Below are 22,970 nucleotides of genomic sequence, written 5' to 3'. Positions count from 1 at the left end.
GAGTAAGGTGCAGTTTCCAAATCGTCGATTTGGGGGCGGTTGCTTTATACCCGCAATTCACCAGTAAAACAGAGCTTGGTTCAACCGGTCTGGTTAAATCTTGCTCAGTGAAACCTTTTTTGTAAAACAGGTGATTGGTGGGATATGAAAGCGAAGCAAAATCAAAACATGACAACAGGGCCGCAAGCGCCGTCATTTATTCAGCAACCTCAGCAAATCGAATCGACCAGTTTCGAGATCATTGATCAAATCATCCAGACTGACTTTCCGACCTATCGTTTCCGCCATCCGCTTGAGCAAAAAATCATTACCCGGGCGATCCACACCACCGCCGATTTTGACTGGCTGGAGATCTTAAAATTCTCGCCAACGGTTCTGACCGGGCTGCAAGCTCAGATTGCGGCTGGGTGTGTGTTTTATACCGACACCACCATGGTGCTCGCCGGGATGAATAAATCACTGCTCCGTCAATTCGGCTGTGAAGTGCGCTGTTATATTGCCGATCCGGATGTCGCTGCGATAGCGAAAGCACAGGGTAAAACCCGGTCGATGGTTGCGGTAGAAAAGGCGTTGGCTGAAAGCGACGATGCGGTGTTTGTTTTCGGCAACGCCCCGACGGCACTGTTTCAATTATTGCAAAGTGCCGGAGCAAAGCGGCCTGTCACCATCGGCGTTCCGGTGGGGTTTGTCGGTGCGGCTGAATCAAAACAAGCCCTGTATGACAGTGATTTCCCTTTTATTACTGCGCTGGGGCGCAAAGGCGGCAGTAATGTTGCCGCCGCGATTGTTAACGCGGTGCTGTATGACATGCAGGAGGGACGATGACTGAACCGACGGCTCAGGATCTGGTCTGGCATCGCGGTAAAGCATATCGCAAAGGCTATACCACCGGCTCGTGTGCGACTGCGGCTGCGAAAGTCGCGGCACTGATGCTGCTGCGTCAACAATGTATTGATCAAGTCTCGATTGTGACACCGTCCGGTGTTCCACTGCATCTGAGTGTTGAAGCTGCGACTGTCGCGCAGTCTCAGGCTGTCGCTGCGATTCGCAAAGATGGCGGGGATGATGTCGATGCGACGCATGGCATGTTGATTTTTGCCCGGGTGACACGCAATTCCGGCACATCGATTGATATTACGGGAGGCGAAGGCATCGGCATCGTCACACGTCAGGGCGTTGGTTTGCCGGTCGGTGCAGCGGCCATCAATAAAACCCCGCGCCATACGATTGAACAAGCGGTGCGTGAGGTTATCGGGCCGAACCAAGGCGTCACGGTTGAGATTTTCGCACCGGAAGGTATTGAGCGAGCCAAACAAACCTACAATGCCAAGCTGGGCATTGAAAATGGGATTTCGATTATCGGCACAACCGGCATTGTGACGCCAATGTCTGAAGAGAGCTGGAAACGCTCGTTAGCCATTGAACTGGAACAGAAAAAAGCCCAAGGTCACCGCCGGGTCATTCTCGTCCCGGGCAACCATGGCGAACGGTTTGTGCGTCAACAGTTGCATCTGAATCACGAGATGGTCGTCACCATGAGTAATTTTGTCGGCTACATGTTGCAAGAGGCCTGTCGTCTTGAGTTCGAGCAGGTTCTATTAGTCGGGCATATCGGCAAGCTGATTAAGATTGCTGCCGGGGTTTTTCATACCCATTCGCATGTTGCCGATGCGCGTCTGGAAACGCTGGTTACCCATTTGGCATTGCTGGGGGCACCGAATGCATTGCTGCAACAAGTTTATGCTTGCCTGACCACAGAAGAAGCACTGGTACTGATTGAACAGCATGGCTATCAGGCCGTTTATACCGCGCTGGCGCAGCGGATCTGTACACGGGTTGCGGACATGCTGCGTTATGCCAGTCACCCGTTTTGTTGCGATGTAGTGCTGTTTTCTTATGACAATCAGATCTTAGGCTGTCATCGTCCGATTGACACAATTTTGGAGGATTACCAATGATTTATGTGGTTGGTCTCGGCCCCGGTAAAGATGACATGCTCACGCTGGCTGCGCGTCAGCTCATTGACCGTGCTGAGGTGTTGGTCGGTTGGCCGAGACTATTGCAGCTGTTTCCTGATTTTCAGGGTGAAAAAATAGCAATGTCGGGCAGTATCGACCAAGCCATGCAATTTCTGGCTGAGATTTCATCCCGTCAGGTGGTGGTGTTGGCATCGGGCGACCCGATGTTGTTTGGGATCGGTAAACGTATCTGCCAGCATTTTCCGCCCGCTCAGCGGCAAGTCATTCCCGGTATCAGTTCGATTCAGATGTTGTTTGCTGAAATCGGCATGGATATGAACGAGCTGTATATCACCAGTAGTCATGGTCAGTCACCGGACTTCGATTTTCTGTTTGCACACGACAAGGTCGCATTGGTGACGGATCAATATCTCGGGCCGTATCGCATTGCTCAGCAAGCGCTTATCCGGCAACTGAAGCGGACCTTTATTATTGGTGAAAATCTGGGCTACGCCAATCAACGGATTTCGATGCTTCGGGCAGAACAGGTGCAGCGGTCATATGACATGAATGTTGTCATTGTGCTCAATGAATCCCCTGAACGAATGCACTGAACAAATGGACTGAACGAAAGAGAAACAGATGAAAGATAGCGAATTTCTGAGAGCCGACAAAGTGCCGATGACCAAGCAGGAAGTCCGCGCTGTCGTGCTTGATCGATTAGAACTCGGTCGGGCGCAGCGGTTGATTGATGTCGGGGCGGGAACCGGAAGTGTTGCGATTGAAGCAGCCCTGCGTTTTCCTGAGTTGGCCGTTACCGCCATTGAGAAAAATGCCCGGGCGCTGGCAGTAATGCGGCAAAACATCAAACACCACGCCGTCGAGCGGATTGCGCTGATTGAGGCTATTGCCCCTTGTGATCTGACGGGAGGCGCGGATGCGATATTTATCGGCGGCAGTGGCGGCAACCTCACGGCGATCATTGACTGGGCTCTGGCTCATTTGACGGAACAAGGCCGGTTAGTGATGACATTTATTCTGCAAGACAATCTGCATCAGGCGTTAGAGCACCTGAAACACGGCCCGCTCCGGGATCTGGACTGTACCCAGATCATGGTGTCTCCGATGACCCCGTTGGGCAGCAGTTACTATTTCAAACCCAATAACCCCACGTTTGTGATGTCGTGTACCAGGTGTACTGAAGGGAGCGCACAATGACGGAGACACTGGATAAAAGCAAAGTCTATTTTGTAGGTGCCGGACCCGGAGATCCGGAGCTGATTACCCTGAAAGGTTATCGCTTGCTGCAACAGGCGGACGTGGTGATTTATGCCGGTTCGCTGATCAATCCGGCATTATTGGATTACTGCAAGCCGGAAGCAAAATGCCATGACAGTGCTGCCTTACATTTACAGCAAATTATTCAACTGATGGTTGACGGTATTCACGCCAATAAACTGGTGGTGAGACTGCAAACCGGTGACTTGTCGTTGTATGGTTCGGTGCGAGAACAGGGGGAAGAACTGGCAAAACAGCAGATAGGCTTTCGCTGTATTGCCGGGGTGTCTTCTTTTCTGGGAGCCGCAGCTGAACTTGGGGTTGAATACACGGTGCCTGAAGTCTCGCAGAGCCTGATTATTACCCGGATGGCTGGCCGGACACCAACCCCGGAGCTGGAGTCGCTGGCTCGCTTTGCCGGCCATCAAACTTCGATGGCGATCTTCCTGTCAGTCAAGGGCATCGCTGCCGTTGTTGAACAATTGGTACAGGGGGGATACCCGCTCGATACCCCCGTCTCTGTGGTGTATAAAGCCACTTGGCCGGATTGCCAGACCCTGAAAGGCACCCTTGCCGATATCGCTCAAACCGTGACGGATGCGGGGATTCACAAAACGGCTTTGATCTTAGTCGGTCGCTTTCTGGGGGCAGAGTATCACTACTCCAAACTCTATGATGCGGAGTTCTGTCATGAATACCGTTAGCGAACGTTCCGTTTCACTGTTTAGCCTGACACCGGGCGGTCAGCAGATTGCCCGGCGGCTTCGTCAGGCTTTATCGGCGTTATCGATGCATTGCTACTGCGCGGAGAAGTACCTACAGGCTGGATTCCTGCCATTTGATGGTAATTTAAAGCAGACGGTCGCCCAACGGTTTCATTGTGATCATGCCCTGATTTTTATTGGTGCCTGTGGGATTGCGGTCAGAATGATCGCGCCGCTACTGAAAGATAAATTCACCGACCCGGGCGTGTTAGTGATTGATGAACAAGGACAATTTGTGATCAGTCTGTTGTCGGGGCATATCGGTGGGGCAAATGAGCTGGCTCGACAGGTGGCTGACAGTCTTGGAGCGCAACCGGTGATCTCGACGGCAACGGATGTCAATCAAACCTGTGCTTTCGATCTGTTGGCACAACAGTTGAACGCCGCGAGTGAGCAGTTGCATGCTGCGACCAAAACCGTAAACCAATTGCTGGTCAGTGGGCACACGGTCGGGCTTTATATTGATCCGTGGCTCGAAGCGACACTCGGTTTTGATATCCGTCAGTTTGATATTCGCGGTTTGACCCTTGTGACAGAACACGATGTTGCCCGTTATGCGTTGTCCGCGCTGATTGATGTGTCGATGCAAGTGATGCGACCGGACTGGCCCATTCCCAGCTTTCAGCTGATCCCGAGACGCCTCGTTGCCGGCATCGGGTGTCGGAAAAACGTGTCTTCCGTACAGCTACTGACCCTCTTTCAGCAACAGTTGCAACGCCTCAATATTCATCCGCTCGCTGTGGCTGCGATTGGCAGTATTGATCTCAAATGTGATGAGCCGGCATTGCAACATCTGGCGCAGCAGTATCAGGTGCCCTTCAAATTATTCAGCGCGGCCGAATTAAGTTCGTGTTCAGCACAATTTCCTCAATCGGAATTCGTTCAACAAACTGTGGGTGTCGGATGTGTTTCTCAACCGGCAGCCTGGCTGCTCAGTGACGGTTGTCTGTTGGGGGAAACCCTAAGACAACAAGGTATTACCCTGACCTATGGAGTCATGAAATCATGTTATATGTCGTAGGCATTGGCCCCGGTGGCCTAGAGATGATGACCGCAGAGGCGCGCGCTGCCATTGAAGCGGCTGACGTGATCGTGGGCTATAAAACCTATACCCATCTGGTTAAAGCGTTGGTGGGTGATAAACCAGTGATTAAAACCGGGATGTGTAAAGAGATTGAACGGTGTCAGGTCGCCCTTGAGATTGCACAATCGGGTCAAACCGTTGCGCTTATCAGTAGTGGCGATGCCGGGATTTATGGCATGGCTGGCTTGATTCTGGAGATGGTGACCAAGCAGACGTGGCATGTTGAAGTGAAGGTTGTGCCGGGAATGACCGCAAGTATTGCTGCCGGTGCTGCGTTGGGGGCGCCCCTGATGCATGATTTTTGTCATATCAGTCTGAGTGACCTACTGACACCTTGGTCAGTGATTGCCAAGCGCATTAACGCAGCCGCAGCCGCTGATTTTGTGATCTGTTTTTATAACCCGCGCAGTCGGGGGCGGGAAGGGCACTTACGTCATGCATTTGAATTGATGTCTCCCTATAAAGCACCGGACACACCGGTCGGGGTCGTCAAAGAAGCCGGACGTCGTAAAGAAACCAAATGGCTGACCACTTTGGCAGCTATGGATTTCGAACGGGTCGATATGCGTACGATGGTGATTGTCGGCAATCAGTCCACTTATGTTGAACAGGGGCTGATGATTACACCACGAGGATATACGTTATGAGCCCCGACCATGTCCTGGTTTTTGGCGGCACGTCCGATGCAGCCATCCTCTGCCGGATGCTGGCGCAATGTCGTATCCGCTATACACTGTCCGTGGCGACCCCGACAGGGCTGGCTGCGGTACAGTCGCTGGGCGCACCGGTTATTCAAGGCCGGCTGGATACCGCAACGATGAGTTCATGGATATTGACGCATCAGGTCGATTGTGTGATTGATGCCGCTCATCCTTATGCGCAGCAATTACGGGAAACCATCGTAGCTGCCAGCTTGAAAACGGGGTGTCCGGTGATTCGCTATGAGCGTCCGACACCGGTCGATGTCGATGCGCATCCGCTGCTCACCTATGTCCGCAGTATTGCGGAAGCCTGTGAACGCATCACCCCGCAACAGCAGAACGTGTTGTTGACCACCGGGAGTAAAGATCTCGCCCGGTTCCGGCAATTACTGAGCGATAAAACCTTATATGCGCGTGTGTTGCCGACATCGGAAGTGGTCGCGGAATGTGAGTCTTTGGGGCTTAGCTATGCGCAAATTATTGCGATGAAAGGTCCTTTTTCCGCAGCGATGAATCACGCGCTGTATGACATGATCCAGCCGGATGTGGTGATCACCAAAGAGTCCGGTCAGGCCGGTGGCTTTACCGAAAAAGTGGAGCCATGTCTGTCACTGGGGATCCCTTGCATTGTGATTCAACGTCCTCCCCTGAATTTTGTGACCCACTATGTTGAAACATTACACGACCTTGACGCGTGCGAAGCATTGTTCCGCTCATGGCAACAGAAGGAATCATTTGATGAAAAAAGCACTATTAGTGATTAGTTTCGGAACCAGTTATCCGCAAGCACGGCAAAAAAATATTGAGGCATGTGAACAAGCTTTGGCGGACGCATTTCCCGACCGGGATTTCTTTCGGGCTTTTACCTCATCGATGATTATTAACAAGTTAGCGCAGCGGGATGGGATGGACATTCATCACCCGCGTCAGGCTCTGGAATCGCTGAAACGTGCCGGATATCAGGATGTGTTAATCCAGTCGCTCCATATTATCAACGGTGACGAATATGAAAAGATCGTCCGTGAAGTCGCGCATTTTCAAGACCAGTTTGCACGGATCGACATCGGTGTTCCATTGTTGAGTGGCGATGATGATTATCACCGCTTGATTGATGCGATTGAATACCAGTCACCGCCACTTGCGAGCGATGAACGCTTGGTGTTGATGGGACACGGGACGACACATCATGCGTTTTCAGCTTATGCGTGCCTTGACCATATGATGCAAACATATCAGCGACCTTTTATGGTCGGTGCGGTGGAAAGTTATCCGGGGATCGAGACCGTTATCAAGCGGCTGCAACAGGCGCAGGTACGGAAAGTTTATTTGATGCCATTGATGCTGGTAGCCGGTGACCATGCGATTCATGACATGGCCTCCGATGAAGCGGACTCATGGAAAGTCCTGATTCAACAGGCTGGGATTGCCGCCGAACCGATCGTTCAGGGATTAGGTGAAAATCCGTTGATTCGTCAGTTATTTATTGACCATTTAGCTGCGGTTGCCGCGCCACCGGAGCCGTCTGGCGATCAACGCTCGGCCATCGTTATGCCAGCAACGGATGTCAAGGAGCCTATCGCATGAGTGGTGGCAAATTACAGAATGGTGGGAAGTTCAAAAATGGTGGAAAGTTATTTGCCATGGGCACCGGACCGGGAGCCAGTGATTTAATCACCGTCCGCGCTGCCCGGATTTTGGGTCATCTCGATGTATTGTACGCACCGGCCGGGCGTCAGCAGGGGGACAGTCTTGCTTTGTCCATTGTGCGCGAGTATCTGGGGGAACACGTGGTGATCCAAGCGCGCCACTTTCCGATGACCAACGATGCAGCAGCCAAGCATCAGGCCTGGGATCGCATTGCCGCAGAAATCGCACAAGATGTCACAGCGGGGAAGCAGGTCGGTTTTATCACTTTGGGTGACAGTATGCTGTTCAGCACTTGGGTGTTCTTGCTCGAACGGCTTGCGCCACAATTGGATATTGAAGTGGTGCCGGGCATCACGTCATTTGCTGCCATTGCTGCCGGCGGACAATTCCCGCTTTGTATGGAACAACAATCAATGGCGGTGATGTCATGCACGGCGGACGAAGCGGTTTTGCGCCGAGCGCTGACCGAGCATGAATGTGTGGTGTTGATGAAAGTGTATGGGCGATTTGAAAAAATCCGCACCCTACTGGATGAACAGGGATTGCTCTCCTGTGCCATTTTGATGGCGAATGCGTCAATGGACAACGAAATCTATTATCCAGACCTGAGCACGATTCGTAGCGACACCCCGCTGCCTTACTTTTCGACCATTTTAGTGAATCGGCGTTTCGCCCATCAAGGTTTCGTCCACCGGGGTCTCGTGAAGACCAATCATGGTGACCAACCACAAAGGTTCTCCGCCGTCTCAGATAATAGATAAGGAACTGACTTATGTTTTCTCAACGCTTGTTCTCTCAACTCTCCTACAAACCCTTTGGGCCATGTCTCGGAGCAGTGGCGTGCTTGATGTTCCCCATCAGTGCGAATGCGATGCATATCATGGAGGGATTTTTACCACCGATATGGGCGCTGAGCTGGTGGGTACTCTTTCTGCCATTTTTGATCTTGAGTATCAGAAAATTGAAGCATCTGGTTGCCAACGACAGTGACAAAAAGGTGCTGTTAGCGCTGTGTGGGGCCTTTATTTTTGTTTTGTCCGCGCTCAAGCTGCCGGCGGTGACTGGCAGTTGCTCCCACCCCACGGGAGTAGGTCTGGCGGTGGTTCTGTTCGGGTTTATGGTGGTACCGCTGCTCGGCGGGATCGTTTTGCTGTTTCAGGCGTTGTTACTGGCACACGGTGGTCTGTCAACTTTGGGGGCCAATGGCATGTCAATGGCGGTGATCGGGCCTTTGGTCGGATACGCTTTGTGGGTTACGGCGAACCGGCTCAATCTCAGAAAGGATATTGCTGTGTTTTTGTGTGCCGCCGGTGCTGATTTGGCAACGTATTTGGTCACTTCCGTGCAACTGGGTTTAGCATTCCCCGATCCGCAGTTAGGGATGGTCGCCTCAGTGAGTAAATTTATGGGGGTGTTTATGCTGACTCAGGTGCCAATTGCCATTGCGGAAGGGTTACTGACGGTTTTGATTTATGAACAACTGAGTAAACGGGCGTTGCTCGGAAAAACACAAGGTGTGCTGAGATGAAAAAGAATGTATTGATTATATTGATGATCGGCCTGTTGATCGTAATGCCGTTTGTGTTAGGTGTTCCGGGCGAATTTGGTGGTTCAGACGGTGAAGCAGAGTCGGTCATCACCGAAATAGCGCCTGACTATCAGCCGTGGCTTGAGCCGATATTCGAACCGGCCAGCGGTGAAATTGAAAGCCTGCTGTTTACCCTACAGGGTTCGCTTGGCTCGGCTGTGATTTTCTATATTCTCGGCTTTTATCAAGGGCGTCGGCGTCGTCATGTTACTCATCGATAAGTATGCCTATCGGAGTCGGTGGGTTCATGTGCCCCCCGTGTACAAAGGCTGGTTTTATCTCGTCACGTTGATTCTGGCTCTCACACTACCGGTTGTTTATCAATGGGGACTGTTTCTGTTGTTGATGCTGCTGACTTGTGTCGGTGGCCGGATCACGCTCAGGCAATACCTGCGTTGGTTGCGGTTACCCGCCGGATTTTTGCTCTTCAGCATTATTGCGATGGTGTTGACCTATCATCAACAGCCGGATGGATTGATCATCAGTCTGCCGGTTGCTGACGGATTTTTCGGCGTCAGTCGTGAGTTATGGGGGATGGCTGAGCAAACATTGATACGTTGTTTATGTTCGATTGCTGCCACTTACTGTTTTGTGGTATCGACGCCATTCAACCAGTGTATCCGGTTGCTGAAAGCAACGCGGTTACCGATGGTACTGGTTGAACAAATGTTACTGACGTATCGGTTTATTTTTATTTTGATTGAAGAAGCGCACGCCATTTTTACCGCCCAAACATTGCGCTTTGGTTATATCCGTCGCCGTAACTGGCTTAAATCTCTGGCACAGTTAGCGGCGATGTTGTTACAGCGTGTCTTGGTGCGCCATCAACAGATGAAAGCATCCCTTTTTGTGAAGCTATATCAAGGAGAGTTTCTCTAATGACGTTAGCGGTTCAAGCGGTTGATTTTGCTTATGAGGATGGCTCACCGGTACTCAAGCATGTGTCGATGGATTTCACGGCACATTCGGTCATCGGGGTGGTCGGTGCCAACGGTTGTGGTAAATCGACACTGTTTAAACTCTTACTTGGTTTATACCGGCCACGTCATGGCAACGTTTTATGGCAAGGTCAGCCCCTGACATACGCGAAAAAATCGTTGTTTGAGTATCGACAGCGCGTCACGCTGGTGTTTCAGGAACCGGATCAGCAAATATTTTATACCGATGTCTTTGATGACATTGCTTTTAGCTTAAGAAATCTGAGGGTGAATGAAGCAGAGATCGAGCGGCGAGTCAGCGATGCGTTATCATTGGTAGATGGTCAAAACCTGATCAATCAGCCGGTTCATGCTTTGAGCTATGGTCAGAAAAAGCGGGTCGCGATTGCCGGTGCGCTGGTGTTAGACAGTTCGTATCTGCTGCTGGATGAGCCGACTGCCGGGCTGGATCCCATCGGAACACGTCAGATGAAATCTTTGATTGAGACATTTGCTTCTCTCGGCAAACATGTTGTGATGTCCAGCCATGATATCGATCTGATTTACGAGTTGTGCGATTACGTTTATGTGATGGCCGACGGTGCTGTGGTGAGTGCGGGAAACCCGGAAACCATTTTTCTCGACAAAGTTGCGATGGAAAACATCGGCTTGGAACAACCGTGGCTGGTCAAAATGCATCAGACATTGGGTATCCCTTTATTTCGTAGCGAGCAAGAGATGTACAATCAGGCTTCGGTTATCCAATGACGGTAAAGCAAATACAGGCCGTGGGACACACGCGTTAATATCCGCGCTATGGCACTGAGACAGATCAGAGCAGGTCTGTGCCCCCTCTGATCTGATTGACTTGGGATTTACGGTACTATCTTTTTCGGCATGCGGAAAAGATATCTTTTGCCGGTCGATAGAGATGGGTTGAAACATTGAGTGCGCCAAGCAGTGAATCAAACAGATTGTCTTGTGACACATGTACTGTTGCGGCCTGTTTTTTCAGACAGGATTCATCGATATGTTGCGCGGCTTGATACCCATCAGACAACCACACCATCAACGGCACATGTTTCTGTTCCATCGGTGCGATAGAGTAGGGTAAACCATGCAGATAGATACCATTCTCACCTAAAGATTCACCATGGTCAGAGAGATAGATCAGCGCGGTATTATAGCGGTCAGAGAATTGTTTTAACCGGTCGATCGTCTGGGCGACGACGTAGTCGGTATAGCGGATCGTGTTATCGTAAGTATTGATGAGCTGCTCATGGGTACAGTTTTCAATATCATCCCGCTGACAATCCGGCTGAAAGTACGCAAATTCTTGCGGATAACGCTGAAAATAAGCCGGCCCATGGCTTCCGATCAAGTGGAGTACCACCAAGCTATTGCCCTGTAGTGCATGAATATCCTGCTCGAAATGATTGAGCAAAGCCATATCTTTACACCCATCAAGCGTACATAACGGATGATGAGAATTACGTTTCAGCTCCTGATATTTGACATGTTTGGGAATTCCTTTACTGGCGGCATCATTCTCTTTCCAGAAAATATCGATACCCGCCCTGTTTAAGACGTCGATCAGGTTGTCCTGATGATAGGCGCGTTGCTCATTATAGTTTTTTCTGTCGAGACGAGAAAACATGCAGGGAACCGAGACGGCGGTGGCTGTGCCACAAGAAGCGACATGTTGATAGGAGATCACCCCTTGCGCATCGGTGAAAGGGGTCGTGGGTCTTGGGTAACCATTTGAGTGATAATTGTATGTTCTGGCGGTTTCACCCAGGATGAATACTACCAAGGATGGTTTTTGGCCGGGAGCCGCTGTCTGTTGTTTTGCATCCAATCCAATGTGGACATAAGGTAACGGTGTATAAAAATATGTCTGATGAATATATTCAGCGATACCATTCACATAATATGTTGGGATAATCATTCGCTTGATATAGCCGTTATTGCGTCCGACTGATACATAATCTTGATAATATGCTGAAGCAATCAGGCCAATTCCTAATCCAGAGATTAAAATAATCCCCAATTTTTTCGTCAATAAAGCGAGGAACCTTTCCTGTTTGATCGGGGTTAAGATTAACAGTATGGTTGGTAAGACTCCCAGACCAAGAAACCAAAGAACCGATCTGAGGCTAAGGTAAGAAGAGGCCTCACCGACGTTAGTCTCAATCAGGTTTTCTATCATTTCAGCATTGAATATCGTGCCATAATTGTAAGTGGCATAACTGACAAGACTCGATGTTAACAGCAGGATAGAAAAGAATATTTTCGTTATTTTTGGCCATGAAAATAAACTGAAAATAATGGTTAAAGCAAAAGTAAAAAAGAATGGAATAGAAATAATGAACCCAGTTTTAACTGCATCCAATTGATTAAAAATCTCATGCAGTGATTTATATATCGGCAGATTTAGAATAACCGAAAAATAAATAGCAATGATGATTGTGATTGCATGATAAGATAATTTTAATTGTTTGATCGTATTTATTATTTTCATTTTTTCATGGCTTGTTAGTCAGAGTATTACTGAGAAATATCTACAGCATTGATTGGTATCGGTTCAATTACCTATGATTCAATTCCGTATGAAAAGTTGCATAAACTTATAGTCAAAGGTGTGATCTGGTCAACAAAAAGATCCATATAATTGAGATCAATACTCAATTTGATTCGTATTGGTGTCATCGGCCTGTAATATGGATGGGTGGGGATTTTATGGCTATCGTATTGAAATTTGGGCAGATAAATCGTAATGACACGGAATCATTGGACCGGAAATCGCTGAAGAGAAACGTCAGTTGAAAGGCGTGAGTCAAATAACAGAGCCCCCAATGCATGCGTATTAACTCATGCATTGGGGTTGTTCAACGATACACTGTTACTTTATTTTGCTTGCCAGTTGCGCGGTTTTATTCAACCAAGCTTCCCGATGGTTGTCACTTGAGTTTATCATTGGACCAAAATACGTCGAAGAGGTATTTTTTATACCACAAAAGTCTAAAATGGCATGCTTCAACTGTTTGTATATCGGATTACCATAGAGAAGTCGGTACCAGAAAGGTGGCGTATCAAGGGTGATGATCAGCTCAGATGTTCGTCCTTTCAACAACTTTTGAGGAATCAATTTACCCTCTAAGTATTTGAATGAGAAATTGGGTAAAAAGGTTCGATCAATCGCACCTTTGAATTTTGCTGGTATTGTTCCCCACCAAACCGGGCTAATAATGACAATATGTTCTGCCCATTGAATCTTGTTTTGGAAATCTAATAAATCAGGCTCTAAGGTTGCTATTTCATCATACCCTTCGTTTAGACTGATTTCGAAATTCAGATCACCAATGTGGATTTGCTTGACATCATGTTTGTCTGCCGCAACTGATGTATATTTTTCCGTTAAGGATTTACAAAAACTGCTAGATTTGGGGTTGGCATTGATGACGAGAATTTTTTTCATAATCTGATTGCTCCGTAGTGTATCGAGGTTGGTAGTTTAAACTCTGACCTAAAGGTCAGAGTCAACCCCTCGAATACACTGGTCAATCGAAACGCGATAATCGGCAATACGCTGTTTTTGTATTTCTAATGTTTTTATTTTTTCTTCAACGATTTTTTGCTGCTGAACTAGAAAATCGCTCACTAATGCCCAGTCTAAATCTTCTTGATCACTTTTTAAGGCGACCAGATCGGAGAGTTGAATCCCAAGTGTTTGTGCTTCTTTAATAATCTTGATCAGACTGATGTGTTGTTGATTATAAACTCGATATTTACCTGAGCGGGAAACATTCAATAATCCGAGAGATTCATACAGTCTGATTGCCCGTTGAGTCGCGCCAGAGCGTTTTGATGCTTCATTGATAAACACCGTTATCTCCTTGTTCTCTAAGATCTTATTGCGTATAGCAATTGTTGCATAGGATGTTGAAAAGACAAGTTAAACTATTGCTAAAATTCGTTGAAGCGCAATGTTTTATGCAATTCATGCAATTCATGCAATTCTTGTTTTATCTATGAGATGAATAATTGATATTTTACAAAGGGGAAAAATGAATTTGGAAAGAGGGAAATGGTTTGGTATGTATAATGTGATTTGAAGCTGAGACATTTGAATGGCATCAGCGGATGCTGATGCCATACCAAGTATTACATAACAGTGACTTGCGCTGCTTGTAATCCTTTTTGACCTTGTTCAACAACGAACGATACCTTTTGGCCTTCGTTCAATGTTTTAAAACCTGTAGAAACGATTGATTGGAAATGAACGAATACGTCATCACCACCGTTATCTGGAGAAATAAAACCAAAGCCTTTCGTTTCGTTAAACCATTTTACTGAACCAGTTGTTTTATTAGACATAGATACCTCTATATTTGATAATTTAATATTAAGTGTTGTTAGCTAATAAGTGCTATTATCTATTTTAGAGATATATATTTTATCGTAGGTACGCAAACGAAAAATCGATGTAGAACCGAGAGAAATTTGATCTTAAAGTAAATAAATAGCTCTTTTCTTAAGAGCTGATGAACAGTATACCGACGAATCTGATAAAAGCTATCTTTTTCTCATTTTATTTTTTATGACCTTGAACTGTTACCTGTTTAACCGCGTCTTTAGTAGTAACATACTGATATAACGGATGTTTAACTGCTATTTGTTGCTTGTGTCATTTCGTCACTCGACGCAAAAATTTGGGTGTGATTGGAAAAAACGGAAAATCACTATCTATTTATAGGAATGAGTGTATAGTGGCTCCAGCTCCTAAACGTGAGCTATTAATGAAACATATAGTTCGAGTATCTTCTTAGTTTTCTTTCGAGTCATTTCGTTATACAACGCCTGTAGCAACTTATTCTTTATCTTCCATTAAATAGCCTCATTTTTATCTGTTTAGGTGAATGATGAATCCTGAAAATGTAAGTGTTTTGGGTGTGGTCGTCACAAAAATAATGATCATATTGTGAGTTAGAGTTTTAGATAAAAACGAATATCAATGCTGAAATGTATAAATTGCACATTCAATTTATCCAAGTGTCGATAATTTTGATAAAAATAAAGTAACTCTAAATTTAATGTTGACCCATGACCTTTACGAAATTTGTTTAGAAAGGAACAAGAATGAGAAAGAAACGCGATAAATCTCCTAAAAAGCATAAAAAAAGTGGTTATGAAGCCAAGTTTGAAGTGATGGTGAAAGAATACCATAGTGCCCAAGAAGTTCTGAATGGCATGTCTGAAGATTCTGCCGAATACAGTCAGCAGAAAAAACACTGTGAATCTCTCTTTGCCAGCGCTGAGCGCTTCTTTAAGCAGCATCAATAATCCGATAAGCATCCACTGAATTGACGATTGTCATAATGGTGTGTCGGTATCTCCACTTCCACATCATTTGGCCTCATTCCTGTTTTGCCTATCGTACGTTATAACCCCCCGGTTACATCTAAATAGTTTCCTGTCGAAAATGATGATTTTTCAGAAGCTAACCAATAAATTGCCTCAGCAACCTCTTCCGGTAGACCACCTCTTTGCAGAGGAATGACGCTTTTTAGCCTTTCAATGCGTTCAGGTTCACCACCGTCAGTGTGCATGTCTGTGTAAATAAAACCGGGACGCACGCAGTTGACCCTGATGCCATCGGCTGCAACCTCTAACGACAGCCCTTTGGTTAAGGTGTCGACAGCTCCTTTTGACGCTGCATAATCAATATACTCATGTGGTGATCCCGAACGTGCGGCACCTGATGAAACATTGACAATCACTCCACCCAGTCCTCCGTGCCGAGTCGACATGCGTTTGATCGCTTCCCGACAGCACAAAAAGTAACTTGTGACATTATTGGTCAGAATCGTATTGATTCTGTCAGCACTCATGTCCTCTAAGCGCATCTGAGGCTTTAATATACCGGCGTTATTGACGAGTACCGATACGGCACCTAATTGTTGATCCACGGTTTCAAACAAACGCAACACCTCGTCTTCAAGAGAAATATCCGCTTGTACTGTAATACAACGACCACCTTGTGTCGTAATTTCCTGTGCCAGATGATTGGCAGATGCTGAATTAGATTTATAGTTGATACAGACGGCATAGCCGTGGTGTGCAAAAATTTTTGCGGTTGCGGCTCCGATGCCTCGTCCTCCACCTGTAATGATCGTGACCTTTTGATGGTTCATTGTCTATCCTTATATATTCTCAATGTAAGACGTTTATATCGCTCACTGAATATGATCTAAACATGCTTCAGTGATAAGCGTCGGGGCAATAGTTGGGTTAATCTTGAGGTTGTGACAAAAATTGTTTTAGAATTATCACCAATGGTTCCCCATCTGAGTTCCCTGAGAGTTCGTAGTAAAGGGAAGTCCCATTGATTTCGATATAATCACCTTGACTGGTCATTTTATTTCCTCGTTACTTGCAACCGCGGTGTGACATACGCAGCTCTCCGTCGCGTCATACTTCACTTATAACAGAAATTAAAACTTCACCACAAATAAATGTCGGTAGCGAACTCGGGGTGTATCTTATCCGGCGATAAAACGTCCGGCGATAAAAAAAGCGCATGGAGAATTCATCCATGCGCTTTTATTGTTGACTTCAATGTGTTGAATTAGATGTCAAACAGATATCTAACTCAGTCTTATTTTAGACTCAGTGTTACACCAGAGTATGCTGTGTAGCCATTCAACATCACGTGGTAGGTTGTACCGCTGCGAGAGTTGACTGAGCATGACTCATTACTACCGCTTTTATATGGACGGCAATCATATGAGTTTGTGCTTGGGCGACTGCCGGCTTTCACATAGAGATCCGCATCACCGCTACCACCGGAGATTTGGACTGTCATGTTTGAACCATCACCTTTAAAGGAGTAGTAAGTCTGTGAGCTACGATTACCGGATACAGTGACAGACTGACCTTTTTTCAGTTCACTTCCCGTAGATGGTGGCGCTGAGCTACATGAAGCATTGACACCAACAGTGCTGAATGCGCTAGTGACATCTGAAGTGCTGTAGCCGAGATCTTTCGCTGCTTTGAAGACACCGCAAGCCGCTTGGTCAAATGTTGCAGTTGGTGTCCAGTACAGTTGGTTTGCAACCGCAAAGACTTCGAAACCTTTACGAGCGTTCCAGCCTGATTTGTTGGCTAGCAGGTAGTAAGCACGGTTGAAAACACCACTTGAGTAGTGGACGTTCAGACCGTTGTAGTATTCAGAAGCGTTGTCGATTGAACGGCCATCGCGGGAAGGTCGGTCAAAATAACGTAGTGCACCGGAACCTTTCGTAATGGCTGCACCAATTTGCCAGTCAACACTGCCTTTCATGAAGTATTCAGCTGCTTCACCGGCAATATCAGAGAACGCTTCGTTAATACCACCAGACATGCCTTCATAAACAAGGCCTGAGTTTTGTTCAGTAAAACCGTGACTCACTTCATGCGCACTTACGTTTAGGTCAACCAGTGGATAGAACTGTGTGGCACCGTCACCAAAAGTCATACTGGAGCCATTCCAGAATGCGTTTTCATAGTTTGTGTCATAGTGAACCCGCATGGTGAGCTGGAAGGTCAGTGGCGACGTGTTCAACCAATCCTGATACATATCGAACACAACTTTGCCGAAGTAGTGTGCATCGTTCAATGGTGAGTATGCACCGTTGATCGCTTTATAATCGTTGTAGTTCGATGATGTTGCACATCTGTAGCTGTAAGCAGTGCTACCAGACTTTCCTCCATTGAGGTCCACTGTCTTAACAACACTGTTATTCATGGTACAGGTTGAGCCAGATTTATTGACGATAAAACCAGGGTAATCTGAGCCGTAGTTATACTGGCCGGTCTTTCTGTTTCCACCAGGGCCCGTACCGAGTGCTTCGATATGATTCAGACCTTCCCAAGTTTTGATGACATTACCGTTGGTTGCATCGATGAAAAAGAATGGGCGTGCAGGGTGTTCATCAGCAACGAAGAAGTCTACTTGATAGACAAGCTGTGCTTGATTGTTCTCGTCAAGCCGTACCAGCAGTTCAGCTTTTTCATTTTCAAATTCAGCAGCATTAATACTGACAGTTTGTTGTTGATAATAAGATTTAGCAATTGAGATTGCTTCTTTGAGTTCAATCGACGGTGATGCGACTGCAATATCGTCTGCAATGCCTTCAGCAACAACTCCATAAACATCAGTTGTACCTGAGACGACACCTTTAGTTAAGGTTGCAGCAACTGATGTATCGTAAACAGGAATGCCCATGTAAGTCTGTTGATAGCGGACTTTTACTTTACCATTTGGCAATGTAACTTGTTTGATTTCTTTGAAGCCCGTTTCAAGCGGTGCAACACTGCGAGCTTGGGTGTTCAGAACTTGATCAAGTTGTGAGCTATCCTGCATAGTGACCATTTCTGCAGCGGATACTGGCAATGCAGCGGTCAGACCCGCAGCGAATACCCAATGAATGTGACGTTGTATTTTATTCATTTCTCAATCCTAGAGATTTATTCTTTCATTAATTAATTTCTGACATGTCAGTAATTAACCCTATTGCAATCGCTAGTGCGATAAAATGCATAGCAACAATGCTGAAAATTTTTAAATTCGTCTAGTCTTTAAAGCAAAAAAAAACAAAAGAAATTTTAGCTATGTTTATAAAAATTTACATGTTTTTAAATGTAATCGATTAATTTTTTGGAACGGGGAAGTTCATGTTTTTATTGAAGTTAGGCTAGAAAAGGTGTTTGGGTTAATTAATAATTTTGTGACAACTTATAGATACATAAACATATCAATAATGAGAGGTGTTGTTTATTTGTTCTTTTATTTATAAATGTATTATTTATATTTCTATCCCAGAATGCTTGGCTTTAGTTCACCAATATTTGTCACTCTTTGAAATATACTATAGACGTATTTTTCATCAATGAAAGAAAAATTCGCCTAACTGATTGTAATGATTGAATAATGTTTCTTTTTGTGGTGGATTGTTTGTTTATGGGGGTGAATGTAAATTAATTGTGACACTTTGATGTGATGGCGTATCTGAATCGGGCTGGTATGTGTTCGTGTGGGTGAGATGAAGAACTATACGCCATACTCACACACCGTAGCATGTGAGTATGGCTGATTGTCAGAACTTGATGAGCATGGATGTCGCGTCGGGTTGCTGCATTTTCGTTATTATCAACTGGCCGGATAAAGATGACATGCAATCCAGTGTTCGTCTTGTTGTGTTTGTGTCAGTGTCGGAGCCTCGCGGGAACATCGTTCAGTGGCGTACTTACAGCGAGGGTGAAAGGCACAGCCGCTCGGGGGATTGAGCGGAGAGGGGATATCACCGATGAGTGGTACATGCTCGGTATTGTGGGTTGGATCCGGCACGGGAATCGCAGATAACAATGCTTGCGTATAAGGATGTTTGGGCTGACGATAGAGAATTTCTGCTGGCGCCCTTTCAACCATTTTACCCAAATACATCACCCCGACCTCATCACAGGTGTGTTGTACAACGGCTAGGTCATGGGCAATGAACAGAAATGAAATGCCTCGGGTTTCCTGAAGTTCGGCAATCAAGTTGAGGACTTGCGCTTGAACAGAAACATCCAGCGCAGAGACTGGTTCATCAGCGATAATCAGTTTGGGCTCTAAGACGAGAGCACGGGCAATGCCGACCCGTTGGCGTTGTCCACCGGAAAATTCATGCGGATAACGATTCAATGCCTGAGGGCGGAGCCCGACGGTATGCATCACCTCGGCAATTTTTTCTTCGCGTTGCGCAACCGTTCCAATGTTATGAATATCCAGCGGTTCACGCAGAATATCATGGATAGTCATCCGCGGGCTCAGAGAGGCAAATGGATCCTGAAAAATCATCTGCATCTCTTTACGCATGGCTTTGAGTTCGCGAGCATTCATTCGGGTAATATCTTGCCCCGAGATAGTGACGGTTCCGGCTGAGGGTTCAATCAGGCGCAGGATACAGCGTCCTAGGGTTGATTTACCGCATCCCGATTCCCCGACTAACCCGAGAGTCTTCCCCTGATGAATTTTAAAACTCACGTTATCGACGGCTTTACAGACCGAGCGAGTGCGTTTGAATAACGATTTTCCGGCATAGAAATGTTTTTCTAAGCCTTTGACTTCTAATAATATATCACTCATCTGGATGCCTCTGCTATGTGAAAACATGCCGCTTGGTGTTCTGGCGGTCCGGTCAGGATCGGCGTATTTTGTCGACATGTCTGAGTCACACGGTCACAGCGGTCAGCGAAGCGGCACCCTGTCGGCAGATGAAATAAATCCGGAACCATGCCTTCAATGGTTGGCAGGCGAGCAATTTTCTGTTGTCGAACGACAGGGATCGATTGGAGTAGTCCTTGGGTATATGGGTGCTTCGGGTGGCTGAAAATCGCTTCAACCGGCCCTTGTTCCACCACTTCACCGCAGTACATCACCACGACGCGCTGACAAGATTCAGCCACGACACCCAAATCATGCGTCACCAACACCATTGCCATGTTCAATGACTGTTTTAACTGTTTGATTTCATACATCACCTGCGCCTGAATAGTGACATCGAGCGCGGTGGTCGGCTCATCGGCTAATAGCAGAGCTGGGCGGCAGGAGAGCGCCATTGCTATCATCACGCGTTGACGCATGCCGCCGGAGAGCTGATGCGGGTATTCGCGGATCCGTTTTTCCGGTGACGGAATCCCAACCATACGGAGCATTTCAGTTGCCCGAATCGCAGCCTGTTTGCGTGAAATCCGTTGGTGATTGCGAATTACATCTACCATTTGCGTTTCGATTCTCAGCACGGGGTTCAAAGCGGTCATCGGTTCCTGAAAAATCATCGAGATGTCATTGCCGCGTAATTGCCGGTAGGCTTTTTCATTCATACCGACCAGCTCTTGTCCTTGAAAGCGAATACTGCCGGAGACAATTTTACCCGGCGGGCTTGGGATCAGCCCCATCACCGCCAATGAACTGACCGATTTTCCGCAGCCGGATTCACCGACAATCGCGACGCTTTCACCGGGCATCACCTCAAAACTGATCCCGTTGATTGCGCGGGCGATCCCTTTATCGGTCTGAAAATCGACGGTCAGCCCTTCCACTTTGAGCAATGGTTCTGTCGGCACTGTCACGGTATTGTCTATTGCGTTCATGACACCTTCCTTGGATCTAACGCATCCTGGAGCGAATCTGAAAATAAATTGAATGCCAGCACCAGTACAAACAACATACCGGAGGCTGCAAAAAAGTTACAGAAGTGTCCTGAAGTCACTTCGGTACTGGCTTCCGCGATCATCAGCCCCCAACTAATGCTTTCTTTCACACCCAGTCCGAGGAAGCTCAGAATCACTTCACTCTTGATGGCGGTGATAAACAGTAAAGTCATCTCAACCAAGAGAATATGGCTGGTATTGGGCATTAAATGCCGGAAAATGATGCGATAGGTCGGTACGCCGAGCGCATGGGCGGCTTCGGTAAACTCCATATTTTTTAGCTTGATCACTTCTCCCCGAATGACCCGGGCGGTACCCGTCCAAAATGCGAGTGTCATTGCCGTATGCATCGCGTAAGGGTTGCCTTCCATTGCGACGGCAATCGCTGCGACCAGTAAGAAATAGGGAATACAGTCGATACAGTTCATCACCCACAGAATGAATTCATCGAGGAGTGAACCGGCATAGTAGCCCATCAAAGAGCCAGTCAGCGCACCTATCACTGTGGCGAGTACCGCGACAACCAACCCGACCTCAAATGCAGTTTTGGTGCTGTAAATTGCCCGTTGAAAAATATCTTGCCCGTTGATGGTTGTCCCGAACCAGTGCTCAGCACTTGGCCCGCTTTGTCCTGCTGTTTGTAAGACATCCCATTGTTGGGCGATCAAACCGAACCAGACCAGTATCGCAATGATAAAATAAACCAACACAATGGCTAAACTGATCATCCCGATGCGATCTTTGCGGAATTTATCAATGCCTTTAGACCAGAGTGATTCTCGTTTCTGTCTTGCATTCTGAGTTTGTATATGAATCGTTTCAGTCATCGAATGCCCCTTATTTGAGTGAGATCCGAGGATCGACGAGTTTGTAAAGAATATCGACCGTACTGACGATGACGATAAACACCAGCGTGAGGAGGACGATAACTGCTTTGAGTACCGGTAGATCTCCGGTGGTGATCGCGTTGTAGGTAATCAGGCCGACACCGGGAATACCAAAGTAACTCTCCAATAAGAGAGACCCGCCGATCATCACGAACGGGATAGAAAACACAATTCGTGTCAGGATCGGAATCAGGGCGTTCTTCAACACATGTTTGAATAACACTTGCAGATGGGAATGACCGAACGCTCTGACGGTACGAATGTGATCCCGGGTCATTTCTTCGACAAAAAGGGCGCGGTAAAACCGGGTGCTGTACCCAACGGAAACAAAAATCGAACAGAGTGTCGGCACCGTCACATAGTACAAATAACTACTCAGGGAATTCACTTCCCAGCCATACACCGGAAACAGGTTCAGCCCGTAACTGGAGCAGAAAATTAATTGCAATACGATGATGATGATGAGGTAAGAAATACTCATCCCAATCACCGATGAAGACATGACGAGTTTGTCGATCCAACGCCCACGGTGGTGCGATGCGAACAGACCCAACCCGATACTGATCAAGTGGCCCAAAATAAAACCCGGTAATGCCAGCAACAGTGAGATTGGTATTGTCCGTTCGAGAATGGTGGTAACCGACTCGCCACTCGAGTCGGAATAACCAAAGTCAAAGGTGACCACTTGCTGGAGATAGTGTAGATAACGAATCCAGAACGGTTGGTCATAGCCAAGCTCATGACGAATCGCATTGATCTCTTCAACCGTCGGATTGCGGCCTAATAAATCATAGGTTTTATCCGGGCCGAAATAGACCATCAGCACAAAACTAATCAGAGTCACGCCAAACAGCAGCGGCAGACTATAAATGAGTTTCCGCAGGCAATAACGGAGTGTATCCATGTGTTAC

General features: G+C 47.0%; 25 protein-coding genes. 15 read left to right on the top strand and 10 right to left on the bottom strand.

The genetic code is table 11. From position 1 onward, the window contains the following. The first annotated feature begins 144 nt into the window (after positions 1-144). From MKS89_RS20095 to MKS89_RS20030, 14 genes are read left to right on the top strand one after another with little or no spacing between them, the layout of a single operon-like run. Positions 145-825 (top strand): cobalt-precorrin-8 methylmutase, encoded by a 681-nt coding sequence (locus MKS89_RS20095; RefSeq protein ID WP_205409138.1) that lies wholly within the window; start codon positions 145-147, stop codon positions 823-825. After that, positions 822-1,958, top strand: a complete 1,137-nt coding sequence (gene cbiD / locus MKS89_RS20090; RefSeq protein ID WP_072955295.1) for a cobalt-precorrin-5B (C(1))-methyltransferase CbiD — start codon at positions 822-824, stop codon at positions 1,956-1,958. Before MKS89_RS20095 ends, cbiD begins: the two co-directional genes overlap by 4 nt. Next, complete coding sequence (locus MKS89_RS20085; RefSeq protein WP_072955297.1) at positions 1,955-2,572, top strand: cobalt-precorrin-7 (C(5))-methyltransferase; 618 nt, start codon at positions 1,955-1,957, stop codon at positions 2,570-2,572. Before cbiD ends, MKS89_RS20085 begins: the two co-directional genes overlap by 4 nt. 28 nt (positions 2,573-2,600) lie before the next feature. Continuing rightward, complete coding sequence (locus MKS89_RS20080; RefSeq protein ID WP_072955300.1) at positions 2,601-3,176, top strand: decarboxylating cobalt-precorrin-6B (C(15))-methyltransferase; 576 nt, start codon at positions 2,601-2,603, stop codon at positions 3,174-3,176. Further along, the gene (locus tag MKS89_RS20075) at positions 3,173-3,940 is read left to right on the top strand and encodes a cobalt-precorrin-4 methyltransferase (RefSeq protein ID WP_072955302.1); all 768 of its coding nucleotides are present in this window, start codon (positions 3,173-3,175) and stop codon (positions 3,938-3,940) included. Before MKS89_RS20080 ends, MKS89_RS20075 begins: the two co-directional genes overlap by 4 nt. Next, on the top strand, positions 3,927-5,021 hold the full coding sequence (locus tag MKS89_RS20070) for a cobalt-precorrin 5A hydrolase (RefSeq protein ID WP_072955305.1): 1,095 nt from the start codon (positions 3,927-3,929) through the stop codon (positions 5,019-5,021). The genes MKS89_RS20075 and MKS89_RS20070 overlap by 14 nt, the downstream gene beginning before the upstream one ends. Further along, entirely contained in the window at positions 5,006-5,731 is a 726-nt protein-coding gene (locus MKS89_RS20065; RefSeq protein ID WP_072955307.1) for a precorrin-3B C(17)-methyltransferase, read from the top strand. Before MKS89_RS20070 ends, MKS89_RS20065 begins: the two co-directional genes overlap by 16 nt. Next, the gene (gene cobK, locus MKS89_RS20060; protein WP_072955309.1) at positions 5,728-6,549 is read left to right on the top strand and encodes a precorrin-6A reductase; all 822 of its coding nucleotides are present in this window, start codon (positions 5,728-5,730) and stop codon (positions 6,547-6,549) included. The genes MKS89_RS20065 and cobK overlap by 4 nt, the downstream gene beginning before the upstream one ends. Continuing rightward, on the top strand, positions 6,524-7,369 hold the full coding sequence (gene cbiK / locus MKS89_RS20055) for a sirohydrochlorin cobaltochelatase (protein ID WP_072955312.1): 846 nt from the start codon (positions 6,524-6,526) through the stop codon (positions 7,367-7,369). Before cobK ends, cbiK begins: the two co-directional genes overlap by 26 nt. After that, on the top strand, positions 7,366-8,193 hold the full coding sequence (locus MKS89_RS20050; protein ID WP_072955313.1) for a cobalt-factor II C(20)-methyltransferase: 828 nt from the start codon (positions 7,366-7,368) through the stop codon (positions 8,191-8,193). The genes cbiK and MKS89_RS20050 overlap by 4 nt, the downstream gene beginning before the upstream one ends. Before the next feature lie 11 nt (positions 8,194-8,204). Further along, positions 8,205-8,960, top strand: coding sequence for an energy-coupling factor ABC transporter permease (locus MKS89_RS20045; protein ID WP_072955314.1), 756 nt, complete (start codon positions 8,205-8,207; stop codon positions 8,958-8,960). Continuing rightward, positions 8,957-9,241 carry an energy-coupling factor ABC transporter substrate-binding protein gene (locus MKS89_RS20040; protein WP_021021057.1) on the top strand — a complete coding sequence of 95 codons (285 nt, stop codon included), beginning with the start codon at positions 8,957-8,959 and terminating at the stop codon, positions 9,239-9,241. Before MKS89_RS20045 ends, MKS89_RS20040 begins: the two co-directional genes overlap by 4 nt. After that, positions 9,225-9,899 (top strand): cobalt ECF transporter T component CbiQ, encoded by a 675-nt coding sequence (cbiQ, locus tag MKS89_RS20035; protein WP_072955316.1) that lies wholly within the window; start codon positions 9,225-9,227, stop codon positions 9,897-9,899. The genes MKS89_RS20040 and cbiQ overlap by 17 nt, the downstream gene beginning before the upstream one ends. Then, the gene (locus MKS89_RS20030) at positions 9,899-10,705 is read left to right on the top strand and encodes an ATP-binding cassette domain-containing protein (protein WP_072955317.1); all 807 of its coding nucleotides are present in this window, start codon (positions 9,899-9,901) and stop codon (positions 10,703-10,705) included. The genes cbiQ and MKS89_RS20030 overlap by 1 nt, the downstream gene beginning before the upstream one ends. 115 nt (positions 10,706-10,820) lie before the next feature. Here the strand turns inward: MKS89_RS20030 and MKS89_RS20025 are convergent, their stop codons facing one another. The 4 genes from MKS89_RS20025 to MKS89_RS20010 form a co-directional block, all read right to left on the bottom strand. Beyond that, complete coding sequence (locus MKS89_RS20025) at positions 10,821-12,458, bottom strand: phosphoethanolamine transferase (protein WP_072955321.1); 1,638 nt, start codon at positions 12,456-12,458, stop codon at positions 10,821-10,823. Between the two features lie 381 nt (positions 12,459-12,839). Continuing rightward, a complete protein-coding gene (locus tag MKS89_RS20020; protein ID WP_072955323.1) occupies positions 12,840-13,415 on the bottom strand; it encodes an NAD(P)H-dependent oxidoreductase in 576 nt (191 codons plus the stop codon). 48 nt (positions 13,416-13,463) lie between these two features. After that, positions 13,464-13,823, bottom strand: coding sequence for a MerR family transcriptional regulator (locus MKS89_RS20015; protein ID WP_072955324.1), 360 nt, complete (start codon positions 13,821-13,823; stop codon positions 13,464-13,466). A 278-nt stretch (positions 13,824-14,101) separates the two neighbouring features. Further along, entirely contained in the window at positions 14,102-14,314 is a 213-nt protein-coding gene (locus MKS89_RS20010) for a cold-shock protein (protein WP_038177868.1), read from the bottom strand. Positions 14,315-15,076: 762 nt separating this feature from the next. On the opposite strand from MKS89_RS20010, the gene MKS89_RS20005 reads away from it, so the two are divergent. After that, positions 15,077-15,280, top strand: a complete 204-nt coding sequence (locus MKS89_RS20005) for a hypothetical protein (RefSeq protein ID WP_072955326.1) — start codon at positions 15,077-15,079, stop codon at positions 15,278-15,280. Between the two features lie 98 nt (positions 15,281-15,378). Here the strand turns inward: MKS89_RS20005 and MKS89_RS20000 are convergent, their stop codons facing one another. The 6 genes from MKS89_RS20000 to MKS89_RS19975 form a co-directional block, all read right to left on the bottom strand. Next, positions 15,379-16,131: an SDR family oxidoreductase gene (locus MKS89_RS20000; RefSeq protein WP_072955327.1), complete on the bottom strand. Its 753-nt coding sequence runs from the start codon at positions 16,129-16,131 to the stop codon at positions 15,379-15,381. A 464-nt stretch (positions 16,132-16,595) separates the two neighbouring features. Then, positions 16,596-18,428 carry a M4 family metallopeptidase gene (locus MKS89_RS19995; protein WP_072955329.1) on the bottom strand — a complete coding sequence of 611 codons (1,833 nt, stop codon included), beginning with the start codon at positions 18,426-18,428 and terminating at the stop codon, positions 16,596-16,598. A gap of 699 nt (positions 18,429-19,127) precedes the next feature. Then, positions 19,128-20,105 carry an ABC transporter ATP-binding protein gene (locus MKS89_RS19990; protein ID WP_072955331.1) on the bottom strand — a complete coding sequence of 326 codons (978 nt, stop codon included), beginning with the start codon at positions 20,103-20,105 and terminating at the stop codon, positions 19,128-19,130. After that, the gene (locus tag MKS89_RS19985; protein WP_072955333.1) at positions 20,102-21,112 is read right to left on the bottom strand and encodes an ABC transporter ATP-binding protein; all 1,011 of its coding nucleotides are present in this window, start codon (positions 21,110-21,112) and stop codon (positions 20,102-20,104) included. The genes MKS89_RS19990 and MKS89_RS19985 overlap by 4 nt, the downstream gene beginning before the upstream one ends. Then, complete coding sequence (locus MKS89_RS19980; protein ID WP_072955335.1) at positions 21,109-21,999, bottom strand: ABC transporter permease; 891 nt, start codon at positions 21,997-21,999, stop codon at positions 21,109-21,111. Before MKS89_RS19980 ends, MKS89_RS19985 begins: the two co-directional genes overlap by 4 nt. 10 nt (positions 22,000-22,009) lie before the next feature. After that, positions 22,010-22,963, bottom strand: a complete 954-nt coding sequence (locus MKS89_RS19975) for an ABC transporter permease (protein WP_072955338.1) — start codon at positions 22,961-22,963, stop codon at positions 22,010-22,012. Positions 22,964-22,970: the final 7 nt, after the last annotated feature.

Source organism: Vibrio gazogenes, from assembly GCF_023920225.1.
Classification (GTDB): domain Bacteria; phylum Pseudomonadota; class Gammaproteobacteria; order Enterobacterales; family Vibrionaceae; genus Vibrio; species Vibrio gazogenes.
This window is presented reverse-complemented; position numbering and strand designations above follow the sequence as displayed.

Bases quoted from the DNA above. Each gene is read 5' to 3' on its own strand.
- MKS89_RS20000 (WP_072955327.1), bottom strand. From the start codon at position 16,131: ATGAACCATCAAAAGGTCACGATCATTACAGGTGGAGGACGAGGCATC.
- MKS89_RS20025 (WP_072955321.1), bottom strand. From the start codon at position 12,458: ATGAAAATAATAAATACGATCAAACAATTAAAATTATCTTATCATGCA.
- cbiK (WP_072955312.1), top strand. From the start codon at position 6,524: ATGAAAAAAGCACTATTAGTGATTAGTTTCGGAACCAGTTATCCGCAA.
- cobK (WP_072955309.1), top strand. From the start codon at position 5,728: ATGAGCCCCGACCATGTCCTGGTTTTTGGCGGCACGTCCGATGCAGCC.
- MKS89_RS20005 (WP_072955326.1), top strand. From the start codon at position 15,077: ATGAGAAAGAAACGCGATAAATCTCCTAAAAAGCATAAAAAAAGTGGT.
- MKS89_RS20050 (WP_072955313.1), top strand. From the start codon at position 7,366: ATGAGTGGTGGCAAATTACAGAATGGTGGGAAGTTCAAAAATGGTGGA.
- MKS89_RS20020 (WP_072955323.1), bottom strand. From the start codon at position 13,415: ATGAAAAAAATTCTCGTCATCAATGCCAACCCCAAATCTAGCAGTTTT.
- MKS89_RS20085 (WP_072955297.1), top strand. From the start codon at position 1,955: ATGATTTATGTGGTTGGTCTCGGCCCCGGTAAAGATGACATGCTCACG.
- cbiD (WP_072955295.1), top strand. From the start codon at position 822: ATGACTGAACCGACGGCTCAGGATCTGGTCTGGCATCGCGGTAAAGCA.
- MKS89_RS20065 (WP_072955307.1), top strand. From the start codon at position 5,006: ATGTTATATGTCGTAGGCATTGGCCCCGGTGGCCTAGAGATGATGACC.
- MKS89_RS20075 (WP_072955302.1), top strand. From the start codon at position 3,173: ATGACGGAGACACTGGATAAAAGCAAAGTCTATTTTGTAGGTGCCGGA.
- MKS89_RS20030 (WP_072955317.1), top strand. From the start codon at position 9,899: ATGACGTTAGCGGTTCAAGCGGTTGATTTTGCTTATGAGGATGGCTCA.
- MKS89_RS20010 (WP_038177868.1), bottom strand. From the start codon at position 14,314: ATGTCTAATAAAACAACTGGTTCAGTAAAATGGTTTAACGAAACGAAA.
- MKS89_RS19975 (WP_072955338.1), bottom strand. From the start codon at position 22,963: ATGGATACACTCCGTTATTGCCTGCGGAAACTCATTTATAGTCTGCCG.
- MKS89_RS20045 (WP_072955314.1), top strand. From the start codon at position 8,205: ATGTTTTCTCAACGCTTGTTCTCTCAACTCTCCTACAAACCCTTTGGG.
- cbiQ (WP_072955316.1), top strand. From the start codon at position 9,225: ATGTTACTCATCGATAAGTATGCCTATCGGAGTCGGTGGGTTCATGTG.
- MKS89_RS20040 (WP_021021057.1), top strand. From the start codon at position 8,957: ATGAAAAAGAATGTATTGATTATATTGATGATCGGCCTGTTGATCGTA.
- MKS89_RS19980 (WP_072955335.1), bottom strand. From the start codon at position 21,999: ATGACTGAAACGATTCATATACAAACTCAGAATGCAAGACAGAAACGA.
- MKS89_RS19990 (WP_072955331.1), bottom strand. From the start codon at position 20,105: ATGAGTGATATATTATTAGAAGTCAAAGGCTTAGAAAAACATTTCTAT.
- MKS89_RS20080 (WP_072955300.1), top strand. From the start codon at position 2,601: ATGAAAGATAGCGAATTTCTGAGAGCCGACAAAGTGCCGATGACCAAG.
- MKS89_RS19995 (WP_072955329.1), bottom strand. From the start codon at position 18,428: ATGAATAAAATACAACGTCACATTCATTGGGTATTCGCTGCGGGTCTG.
- MKS89_RS19985 (WP_072955333.1), bottom strand. From the start codon at position 21,112: ATGAACGCAATAGACAATACCGTGACAGTGCCGACAGAACCATTGCTC.
- MKS89_RS20070 (WP_072955305.1), top strand. From the start codon at position 3,927: ATGAATACCGTTAGCGAACGTTCCGTTTCACTGTTTAGCCTGACACCG.
- MKS89_RS20095 (WP_205409138.1), top strand. From the start codon at position 145: ATGAAAGCGAAGCAAAATCAAAACATGACAACAGGGCCGCAAGCGCCG.